Raw genomic sequence first — 10,305 nt, forward strand, 5'->3', positions numbered from 1 at the left:
CGGCCGGTCGCCCGCGCCCTCGTAGCGGAAGCCGACATTGTGGAAGCGCAGCACGCCATCGGTGACGACGAGATCCTTGGCGCCGGGCGCGTCCTCGATGTCGAGCTCGGCGTCGAGCAGTTCGAATAGCCGGCTGCCGCAGGTCGAGGCGCGCGCGAAGGAGTTGACCATAAGGCCGAGCTGGCGCACCGGCATCTGCAGGATGGTCATGAAGGTGAGGAACTGGGCCAGCGTGCCGACGCTGATCTGGCCTGCAATCACTTTCTGGCCGCCGAACCAGAGCACCAGCCCCATGGCGGCCAGGAACGAGAAGTTCATGGCGCTGGTGTTGGAGACGCGGATGTCGACGCGCTGATTGGCAAGCTCCAGCGCCGACAGCTTGGCGCGGTCGAATTTTTCCAGCTCATGCCGCTGTGCCGCAAAGGCCCGCACGACGCGGATGCCGCCGAGGTTCTCATCCATCACCCGGCTCAGCACAGACAGCCGCTCCTGCAAAGTCAACCAGGTGCTGCGCAACGCCAGCTGGGTGACCGAGGACCGCCAGGCGACGAGGGGCACGAAACTCAGGCTGAGCAGCCCGAGCATGAGATCGGTGCTGATCAGGAGATAGGCGCCGACGCCGATCAGCACGCCGAGCAGCACCACACGCAAAATGCCGGTGGAGAAGAACATGCGCACGCCGTCGAGATCGAGCAGGCCGAGCGTGATCAAATCGCCGGTGTGGACCCTGTCGTGGTAGGCGAAGCTCAGGCGCTGGATCTTCTCGTAGAAGGCCAGCCGCAGTTCATAGCCGGTGCGATGACCGACGGCCTCGCCATAGTAGTTCTGCGCCATGGTGAAGAGGCCGCGCAGGATCGAGACGACGAGCAGCGTCAGCGCCGTGTTCCACAGCGCCTGTTCCGCCGCAGCGCCGGCACCCGCGGCCATCACACCTTGCGCCTGGTCGATGGCGCGTCCCAGCAGGCGTGGAATGAAAAGCTGCAGCGTCGCGGCGATGAAGGTCGAGACGATGGTGATGGCGACCTGCCAGGGATGGCGCAGCGTCATGCGCACGATGCGGAGCAAGGTGCTGAGGCCCTTGCCCCAGGAGGCTTCCGCCACATGGGCAAACGATTTGCCGCGCTCCGGTGCGCTGCTGGTTGCTTGCGTGTTCAAGGAAAATATCCAAACCAATCCGGACGTTAGCCCGGACTAATAAAGCAGACTCAATGTGAGCGGTTGACTTGGCGCTATGTTACGCGGGTCTGGCTTGGCCCTTCAAGAGCCAATGCCGGCATCGCACTGTGCCTGAAGGAAAGCGAACATGCGGCTGTGACCCGGCTGGCACCAGCGGCGTAATCCTGCCGATCTTGCCGAAGGGCGTTGGCCGGACGAGGTCAGCACCTAGTGTACGCAAGCGACGGCCGGACGGAATGCGACCTCCCATCCGGCCGGATTCCGGTTTGCTAGGCAGGTATCAGGACGGCGATCCGATGCACGCCGACCTCCTTGCTTGTATTTGTCGCCTCGTCGGTCTTGCCTTTGGCGCAGGTGTACATGTCACCCGTCTTGAGCTTGAATTCCTTGTCGGCCTTCTTGATCGTGAACGCACCTGAAGCAATGGTGCAGACCATATCGTTGTCCATCACCGTCTGAGGCGCGTGTGCGCCGGGCTGAAATACCACGTCGACAATTGCGATGCTCTTGTAGGCGGGAATGTCGGAGTTGCCGGTGCTGACCTCAACCACCCTGACACCGGGCGCAATCTCCTTGCCTTCCTTCGGGCCGTATTTCTTCGCTGATGCCGCCAGGGTGAACAGAGGCGTTATCGCGGCAGCCGTCACACCGAGAGCAATTGCAGACCTGCGATTCATGGTTTTCATCGCATCCTCCCACATGTTCGCCATGAACGAATGTGCATGGCTGAAATATATTAGCATAAACGAATGTAATTGTATGCGAGGAAGCTCCCAACCCCGGCATAGCCGCGTGAACTTGGCGGCAGCCGTCAGAGAGGTTCGTACATCGACCATCTGCTTGCCGCAAAAACCCCGCCGCGGCGGACCTTCGGACTGCTGTTGAGCCGCTCAAAAACCCTGGCGGTGCCGCCAGCAGGCGATCCGGTGGCCGGCCGCGACCTCTCGGGCCGGCGGCTCCGCCTTTCGGCAGTCGGGCAGGACCAGCGGGCAGCGGTCGGCGAAGGAGCACCCCGTATTCGGGACGCCGGCTGCCTCGATCTCGATTGGAGCGGATAGTCTCGGCGCAGCTTCGTCGGAGGACGCAGCCAAAAGCAGGGCCGTATAGGGGTGGTTGGGGCCGCGAAAAATCTGGTCGGAGGAGCCGGTTTCGACCAGGCGTCCGCGATAGAGCACGCCGATCCTGTCGGCCATGTAGCGCACCACCCTGAGGTCGTGGCTGATGAACAGATAGGTCGTGTCCTTGTCGCGCTGCAGGTCGTTGAGCAGGTTGAGAACGGTCGCCTGGACGGAGACGTCGAGCGCGGAGGTCGGTTCATCGAGCACGACGACCTTCGGCACGCCGGCGAAGGCGCGCGCGATTGCCGCCCGCTGCCGCTGGCCGCCGGACAGCGAACGCGACTTCTGCTCGGCCGTGGCGCCGGCGAGGCGAACCGATTGCAGCAGGTCGCCGACGCGGGCTCTCACTTCGCTGCGGCGCAGGCCGGCGAGCCTGCGCAGCGGGCGGCCGAGGATCGTGCCGATCCGCTGGCGCGGATTGAGCGTGCGATCCGGCGACTGGAAGACCATCTGCACGTCGCGGCGTTCGGCAAGGTTTCTCTTCTCGACGCGCGGCGCGACCGTCCTGCCGAACAGTTCGACCGATCCGGCGCTTGGCGTCTGCAGACCGGTGACGATCCGTGCCAGGGTCGACTTGCCAGAACCGGACTCGCCGATCAGCCCGAAGGTCTCGCCCTGGCCGATGTCGAGATCGACGTGGTGCAGCACTGGCTGGCTGCCGAAGGCATGACTGATGCCTTTGCAGGCGATCGCGATGCGGCGTTCTTTTGGCAGGCCGGCGTCTTCGCCTTGGGCCATTGGGTGCGCTGGCACGCCGTCCGTCTCCGCCAGTCTTCCGTCCCGCTTGGTGTAGTTGAGCGCCGGGATCGAGGCGATGAGCGCCTTGGTGTAGGCGTGAGAGGGGTTGTCGAAGACATCGCTCGCGACGCCGCTTTCGACCACGGTTCCCGCCTGCATCACCGCCACCCGGTCGCAGGAGCGGCGGATCATATTGATGTCGTGGCTGATCAGCAGGATGCTGGTTTTGTGATCCTTGCGTAAGTCGGAGAGGATGGCGATGATCTCGGACTGGACGCTGGCGTCGAGCGCCGTCGTCGGCTCATCCAGCACCAGCAGCGATGGGTCGAGCGCAATGGCAATGGCGATGTTGGCGCGCTGCTGCATGCCGCCGGAGAGTTCGTGCGGATAGAGATCCAGCACCCGCTCCGGATGGCTGACCCGGACGCGGCCCAGCAGTTCGGCGGCGCGCCCGCGCGCCTCTTCGAGGCGAACCGGGCGATGCCGCATGACCGTCTCGGTGATCTGGCGGCCGATCGTCATGCTTGGATTGAGGGCAGCACCGGGATGCTGGTAGACCGCGGCGATATGATTTCCCCTGAGCCGGCGCAGTTGCTCGGCGGAAAGGTCGCGGATTTCGCGGCCCTGGAATTCCAGCGCCGACGCAGCGATGCGGGCGTTTTTCGGCAGATAGCGCAATATGGCGAGCGCCACCGAGCTTTTGCCCGATCCCGACTCGCCAACCAGGCCGAGCGCTTCGCCTTCGCCGATGTGCAGTGACACGCCGCTGACGGCGGGATGCGATCCCTTGCGCCCGTCATAGGCCACGGACAGCTGGTCTACGTTCAGAACCGAGGAGGACATGGGGACTTGAAACCACTTTCTTCCAGCGCCGCCATCGAGGGCAATCGCTTCCGCTTTCGCAATTCATTATCTCTATAAATTTACTCGAATTAAGCCGGAGCGCAATCTACCTTTCTCGCATCAGCAGAGATTGTCGCCGTCTGCCGAGGCAGCGCGACGGTCTCCGGAGCAGATCTGGAAGGAGGCCCGGCATGGCTCGAGACCACATGATCCTCAGCGCATTCTTCTTCAACCCGCAGGGCGATCATCGGATGTCGTGGCGCCACCCGAGGGCGCCGGGGCGGGAGGTACTGGATTTCGAATTCTACCGCGATCTCGTGCAGGCGGCCGAACGCGCCAGGATCGACACCATCTTCGTCGCCGACCACGTGTCGATCTGGGATTCAGTCAAGAGCGGCGTCGCCCATTACGCCAATGCCCGCCTCGAACCGCTGACGCTGCTATCGGCGCTGGCTAGCGTGACCAAGCATATCGGCCTGATCACCACGGCGTCGAGTTCCTACAGCGAGCCGTACAATGTGGCGCGCATGTTCGCCTCGCTCGACCATATCAGCAAGGGCAGGGCGTCGTGGAACGTCGTCACCTCGGCCATGGATGAGGAGGCGCGCAATTTCGGCCGCGACGGCAATATCGAACATGCTTTCCGCTATGAGCGCGCGGCCGAATTCCTCGATATCGTCAAGGCGCTGTGGGACAGCTGGGAAGACGAGGCGCTGCTGATCGACAAGGCGTCAGGCCATTTCGCCGACCCCGACAAGGTCCATCCTATCGATCACAAGGGCAAGCACTTCAAGGTGCGTGGGCCGCTCAACGTCTCGCGGCCGCCGCAAGGCCATCCGCTAATCGTCCAGGCCGGCTCGTCCGAAGATGGCAAGAACTTCGCCACCGCCCAGGCCGATGCGCACTTCGCCATCTACAGCACCAAGGAGGATGGCATCAAATACCGTCAGGACATCAACGAGCGGCTGGCCCGCCACGGCAGGCGGCCGGAGAGCTTCAAGATCCTGCCCGGCATCCTGCCGATCGTCGCCGCCTCCGAAGCGGAAGGCCGGGAAAAGCAAGAATACCTGCAGACCTTGCTGCCGGATCAGGTCGGCATCGACCTTCTGTCGAGCTGGAGCGGGTTGGACCTGTCGCTGTTCCCGCCGGACGGGCCGCTGCCGCCGCTGCCGGACGAAAGCACGTTCAATGGCGGGCGCACATCGCTCAACCGGGTCAAGCAGTGGGCGAAGCAGAATCTCAGCCTGCGCGAGATCGCGCGCAAGCTCGCCAACAGCGGTTCGGTGCCGACGGTTGCCGGCACGCCGGTACAGATCGCGGACCAGTTGCAGGACTGGTTCGTTTCGGGTGCCGCTGACGGCTTCAACCTGATGTTCCCGCTGCTGCCAGAAGACTGGGTGAATTTTGCCGAACAGGTGGTGCCGGAGCTGCAGCGGCGCGGCGTCTTCCCGACCGAATACGGGCCGGGAACGCTGCGCGACCGTTTCGGCCTGGCGCGGCCCGCCAACCGCTTCGCCGAGCAGCGCGACAATGCGCGTGCCGTGTCCTGACCGGAAGAACGATCATGACCGTCGCACCAAGATTGCAGCCACGCGAAGCGACCGCGCCGCAGCTCGTCAATGTCCTGCACAGCCCCAAGCGTGTGCGCGTCAAATTCGGCGGCCGCACCATCGCCGACAGCCGCAACGTGCTGGTGCTGCGCTCCAACCATTTCCTGCCGATCTATTTCTTCCCGCCGTCAGCGGTCGACCCATCGGTGCTGAAACCTTCGCTGCATCGCGAGCCGCATCCGGTCGGTGGCGAGACCGCCTATTGGGATATCGACAGCGGCGACAGGCGCAGCGCCAACGCGGCGTGGTCGTTCGTGTCACCGCCGGATGAAAACCTGGCGCCGCTGGCCGGCCGCATTGCATTCACCTGGAAGGCCGTCGACCAGTGGTTCGAGGAGGAAGAGGAAGTCTTCGTCCACGCCCGCGATCCCTATGCACGCATCGATGTTCTGCAAAGCTCGAGCCATTTGCAGATCTGGTTCGACGGCGAGCCGATCGCCGACAGCCACCGCCCGGTGCTGCTGTTCGAGACGCATCTGCCGACGCGTTTTTATCTGCCCGCGGAAGACATCCGGCTGGAGCGGCTGACGGCGTCCGTCACCACGACGCGATGTCCCTACAAGGGCATCGCCTCTTACTGGTCCGGCCTGCTGAGCGACGGTTCGGTGCGCCCTGATATCGCCTGGAGCTACCGGGATCCCATTGAGGAAATGCCGAAGATCAAGGGCCTCATCGCCTTCTATCCGCAGGCCGTCGACCGCATCCATCTCGACGGCGAGCCCGTCGCATAGATTTTCAATCTTCATTTCAAAGCAGGGTTTCAAAATGACCAGACGCAGAGATATCGACGCAGTTCGCAATCTGTCGGGGGACATCTGGAATGTCGCCGTCGACGAACATCAGGGCGGCTTTCTCAAGCGCCGCGATCTCCTCAGATATGCCGCACTGCTCGGCCTGACCGGCTTTGCCGCCTCGCAGGGGTTGGGAGGCGCGCGCGCCGCGGCTGCCGGCGGCGGCACGGTTCGCGTCGGGCTCGGCCAGCCGACCAAGGCGATCGATCCGGTTTCGGTCACCGATCCGGCCAGCATCGGGGTGATCAGCCAGGTCGGCGAGTATCTGATCCTCGACGATCCGAAGGATGGTCTGCAGCCGAAGCTGGCTCTGTCCTGGGAGGCCAACGAGACGGCCAGCCGCTGGACCTTCAAATTGCGGCAAGGGGTAAAATTCCACGATGGCCGCGCGGTCACCGCCAAAGACGTTGTGGCGAGCTTCGAGCGGCTGGTCGATCCGGCCAGCGGCTCGTCGGCGTTGTCCGCCTACAAGGGCATCCTGTCCAAGGGCGGCGCCAAGCTGGTCGACGACGAAACCGTCGCCTTCGATCTCGACGGTCCGAACAGCAACTTCCCGTTCTATGTCTCCTCCGACGTCTACAATGCCGTCATCCTGCCTGCCGACTATGCCGGTGATTTCGAGAAGACTTTCAACGGCACCGGTCCGTTCAAGCTCGAATCCTTCCGCCCCAAGCAAGGCGCCAGCTTCGTGCGCAATGAGAATTACTGGGGCGACAAGGCGCTGCCCGACCGGATCGAGATCAAGTTCTTCGACGACGAGCAGGCACAGGTGCTGGCTTTGCAGGCCGGCCAGCTCGACGTGATCCCAAGCACGACGCGGCTGGAGCTGGCGATCGAGGGCAATCCCAACTTCAAGCTGCTGAGCGTGCAGGCGAGCTCGCACGACCAGGTGCATCTCAGGACCGACCAGGCGCCGTTTACCGACAAGCGCATCCGCCGCGCGCTGGCGCTCACGATCGACCGAGAGGCTGTGGTCAAGGGCCTGCTCAAGGGCCGCGCCATCGTCGGCAACGACACGCCGTTCGCGCCGATCTTCCCCTCGGCCGATCCATCGGTGCCGCAGCGCAAGCAGGACATTGCCGAGGCCAAGCGGCTGCTTGGCGAGGCGGGCGTGCCCAACGGCTTCGAGGTGACGCTGACCACCGAACGCGCCTATGACATTCCCGACTATGCGGTCATCATCCAGAACTTCGCCAAGAAGGCCGGCATCGACGTCAAGCTCAATGTCCTGCCGCAGGACGCCTATTACGGCTCGGCGACGTTTGGCAGTTCGCCATGGCTGGATTCGGTGCTCGGCATCACCGACTATGGCCACCGCGGCACGCCCGACATCTTCCTCAACGCCACGCTAAAGAGTTCGGGAGCTTGGAACGCGGCACATTTCAACAACCCGGCCTATGACGCGCTGCTGCTTGACTACTCGAAGGCGCGCGACCTGCAGGCACAGCGCCTTGTTGCCCGCAAGATCCAGACCTTGCTGCTCGACGAGACGCCGGCGATCATCAGCTACTTCTCGCAATACAGCCGCATCGTCAGCTCCAAGGTCGAGGGCGTACGCTTCACCGCGATTTCGCATCTCCTGCTCGACCGCGTTTCCTTCGTCCAGGCATGATCGCGACATGCTGACCGGTCGCATTCTGTCAGCGCGTGTGGGCACACTTGTCCTCACCCTGTGGCTGGTCAGCATTCTGGTGTTCTTCGCCGGGCAGGTCCTGCCCGGCGATGTGGGCCGTGTCATGCTCGGGCCTTTTGCCGACGCGCAAGCGGTGGCGGAACTGAACAAGCGGCTAGGCGCCGACCAGCCGGTTCTCGTCCAGTATTGGCTCTGGTTCAGCAAAGCGGTCACCGGTGACTTCGGCACCTCGCTGTCGATGCGCGGGCCGGTGGCGCCCTTCGTGCTGGAAAGCCTCAAGCGCTCCGCGGCGCTTGCCGGGATTATTTTGCTCTTCCTCGTTCCGCTCGGCGTTGGTGCCGGCGTCATCGCCGGTCTCAATGCGGGCCGCCTCATCGACCGGCTGATCGTGATGGCGGGCGTCTCCTTCGGCATTGTGCCTGATTTCGTTTCCGGCCTGATGCTGCTCATCGTTTTCGGCCTGTGGCTGAACTGGTTCCCGATCTCCGGAGTTGCGCCCGATGGCGCGGGCTTCTGGACGCATGGCTATTATCTGATCCTGCCGGCGCTGCCGCTGGTGCTGAACCTTTCCGGCTATATCGCCCGGATGACGCGAGCAGGCGTGATCGAGGCGATCGCCGCCGATTACACGCGCACCGCCGTCCTGAAAGGGCTCGAGCGGCGCGAGATCATCTTTCGGCACGTGCTGCGCAATGCGCTGACGCCGACCGTCGCGGTGCTGGCGACGCAGACCGGATACATGCTGGGTGGGCTGGTGGTGATCGAGGCGTTGTTCGGCATCCAGGGACTTGGCAATCTGGTCCTGAACGCGGCCAAGGCCCGTGATTTCCCGATGCTGGAGGCAGGCGTATTGGTGATGGCGGCCATCTTCGTGCTGTCGGCGGCGGCCGGCGACCTCTTGCTGGCGCTGCTCGATCCGCGGCAACGCCGCCGGACCTCGCCATGACGGATCTGGCCGAGTTTCCCGCACTGCAGCGCGCCGTGGCGGGCTTTTCGGCAGTGCGCCGGATTCGCAGTGCTTTCGCCGGATTGCCGCCGTCGGTCGTGGTCGGATTGCTGCTGCTTTTGTTCTGGGTCGCTTGCGCCATAGCAGGCAACCTCTTCGTTCCCTACGATCCCTATGCCGAGGATTTCCTGGCGACGCTGACGCCGCCCGATGCGCTGCACTGGTTCGGGACCGATCAGCTCGGCCGCGATGTGCTGTCCCGCATCATCGTCGGTTCGCGCGACATCCTGCTGGTTGCGCCGCTGGCGACGCTGGCCGGGGTTGCCGCCGGCAGCATCATCGGCCTGGTGCTCGGCTATTTCGAGGGCCTCACTGATGCCATCGGCGCGCGGCTGCTCGATACGCTGATGGCGTTTCCGTTCATCGTTCTCGTCACCATGACGCTGGTGGCGATCGGCCCGTCGAACCTGACCGTCATCCTGGTGATCGGCATCGCCTACGCGCCGCTGGTGGCGCGCACCGTTCGCGCCGCCGTGCGTGAGCAGAAGCAGCGCGACTATGTCAGCGCCGCGCGGCTTGGCGGTGAAGGCCCGCTCGCCATCATGTTCCTGGAGATCCTGCCCAACATCAGGGAAACGATCCTCATCGAACTCGTCACAAGGCTGGGCTACGCGTTCTTCTCGATCGCGACGCTGAGCTTTCTCGGCCTCGGCATTCAGCCGCCATCGGCCGACTGGGGACTGGCCGTCGCCGACGGCTATGGCTTCCTGACCGGCGGAAAATGGTGGGTCGTCGTCTTCAATTCCGGGGCAATCGTCTCGCTGGTGATGGCGACCAACCTGATCGCACAAGGCATTGGCGCCTTCGAGAATAGCGATGCATGAGCCTTGATCCGGGCGCCAAAAAATCTCTTTTGCATTGAAGCCTGACGCGCATCCTTATATCGCATGATTATGAAGAAAATCGGGTTCCTGTCGTTCGGGCACTGGACGCCCTCGTCGCAATCGCAAGTGCGCTCGGCTTCGGACGCGCTTTTGCAATCCATAGAGCTGGCTGTCGCCGCCGAGCAGCTGGGCGCGGACGGCGCGTATTTTCGCGTGCATCACTTCGCCCGCCAGCTCGCGTCGCCGTTCCCGCTGCTGGCGGCGGTCGGCGCCAGGACCAGCCGCATCGAGATCGGCACCGCGGTCATCGACATGCGCTACGAGAACCCGCTCTACATGGCCGAGGATGCCGGTGCCGCCGACATCATCGCCGGCGGGCGCCTGCAGCTCGGCATCAGCCGTGGCTCGCCCGAGCAGGTGATCGATGGCTGGCGCCATTTTGGCTACGCGCCGCCGGAAGGGCAGAGCGACGCCGACATGGCAAGGCACCACGCCGAGGTCTTCCTCGAGACGCTGCGCGGCGAGGGGTTCGCCCAGCCCAATCCACGGCCAATGTTCCCCAACCT

At 63.9% G+C, this 10,305-nt stretch carries 9 protein-coding genes; 6 read left to right on the forward strand and 3 right to left on the reverse strand.

The genetic code is table 11. The features are described from left to right. The 3 genes from ENZ75_RS09135 to ENZ75_RS09145 all read right to left on the reverse strand — a co-directional run. The coding region (locus ENZ75_RS09135; protein WP_164887767.1) for an ABC transporter ATP-binding protein at positions 1 to 1,155 on the reverse strand (1,155 nt) is incomplete at its 3' end. 290 nt (positions 1,156 to 1,445) lie between these two features. Then, on the reverse strand, positions 1,446 to 1,862 hold the full coding sequence (locus ENZ75_RS09140; protein ID WP_063168685.1) for a hypothetical protein: 417 nt from the start codon (positions 1,860 to 1,862) through the stop codon (positions 1,446 to 1,448). 204 nt (positions 1,863 to 2,066) lie between these two features. Continuing rightward, the gene (locus tag ENZ75_RS09145; protein ID WP_063168684.1) at positions 2,067 to 3,875 is read right to left on the reverse strand and encodes an ABC transporter ATP-binding protein; all 1,809 of its coding nucleotides are present in this window, start codon (positions 3,873 to 3,875) and stop codon (positions 2,067 to 2,069) included. Between the two features lie 191 nt (positions 3,876 to 4,066). On the opposite strand from ENZ75_RS09145, the gene ENZ75_RS09150 reads away from it, so the two are divergent. The 6 genes from ENZ75_RS09150 to ENZ75_RS09175 all read left to right on the forward strand — a co-directional run. Then, positions 4,067 to 5,425, forward strand: coding sequence for an LLM class flavin-dependent oxidoreductase (locus ENZ75_RS09150; protein ID WP_024503940.1), 1,359 nt, complete (start codon positions 4,067 to 4,069; stop codon positions 5,423 to 5,425). Between the two features lie 14 nt (positions 5,426 to 5,439). After that, positions 5,440 to 6,216: a DUF427 domain-containing protein gene (locus tag ENZ75_RS09155; protein WP_024503939.1), complete on the forward strand. Its 777-nt coding sequence runs from the start codon at positions 5,440 to 5,442 to the stop codon at positions 6,214 to 6,216. A 34-nt stretch (positions 6,217 to 6,250) separates the two neighbouring features. Continuing rightward, positions 6,251 to 7,888: an ABC transporter substrate-binding protein gene (locus ENZ75_RS09160; RefSeq protein WP_024503938.1), complete on the forward strand. Its 1,638-nt coding sequence runs from the start codon at positions 6,251 to 6,253 to the stop codon at positions 7,886 to 7,888. 7 nt (positions 7,889 to 7,895) lie between these two features. Beyond that, positions 7,896 to 8,855, forward strand: coding sequence for an ABC transporter permease (locus ENZ75_RS09165; protein WP_013530496.1), 960 nt, complete (start codon positions 7,896 to 7,898; stop codon positions 8,853 to 8,855). Further along, complete coding sequence (locus ENZ75_RS09170) at positions 8,852 to 9,739, forward strand: ABC transporter permease (protein WP_013530497.1); 888 nt, start codon at positions 8,852 to 8,854, stop codon at positions 9,737 to 9,739. Before ENZ75_RS09165 ends, ENZ75_RS09170 begins: the two co-directional genes overlap by 4 nt. Before the next feature lie 69 nt (positions 9,740 to 9,808). Next, the coding region (locus tag ENZ75_RS09175) for an LLM class flavin-dependent oxidoreductase (protein ID WP_164887768.1) at positions 9,809 to 10,305 on the forward strand (497 nt) is incomplete at its 3' end.

Source organism: Mesorhizobium sp. M7A.F.Ca.CA.002.04.1.1, from assembly GCF_004022805.1.
Classification (GTDB): Bacteria; Pseudomonadota; Alphaproteobacteria; order Rhizobiales; family Rhizobiaceae; genus Mesorhizobium; species Mesorhizobium ciceri.

What these genes read in the sequence shown, in the direction of transcription:
- ENZ75_RS09160 (WP_024503938.1), top strand. Translation starts at nt 6,251, where the DNA reads ATGACCAGACGCAGAGATATCGACGCAGTTCGCAATCTGTCGGGGGAC.
- ENZ75_RS09155 (WP_024503939.1), top strand. Translation starts at nt 5,440, where the DNA reads ATGACCGTCGCACCAAGATTGCAGCCACGCGAAGCGACCGCGCCGCAG.
- ENZ75_RS09140 (WP_063168685.1), bottom strand. Translation starts at nt 1,862, where the DNA reads ATGAAAACCATGAATCGCAGGTCTGCAATTGCTCTCGGTGTGACGGCT.
- ENZ75_RS09165 (WP_013530496.1), top strand. Translation starts at nt 7,896, where the DNA reads ATGCTGACCGGTCGCATTCTGTCAGCGCGTGTGGGCACACTTGTCCTC.
- ENZ75_RS09145 (WP_063168684.1), bottom strand. Translation starts at nt 3,875, where the DNA reads ATGTCCTCCTCGGTTCTGAACGTAGACCAGCTGTCCGTGGCCTATGAC.
- ENZ75_RS09170 (WP_013530497.1), top strand. Translation starts at nt 8,852, where the DNA reads ATGACGGATCTGGCCGAGTTTCCCGCACTGCAGCGCGCCGTGGCGGGC.
- ENZ75_RS09150 (WP_024503940.1), top strand. Translation starts at nt 4,067, where the DNA reads ATGGCTCGAGACCACATGATCCTCAGCGCATTCTTCTTCAACCCGCAG.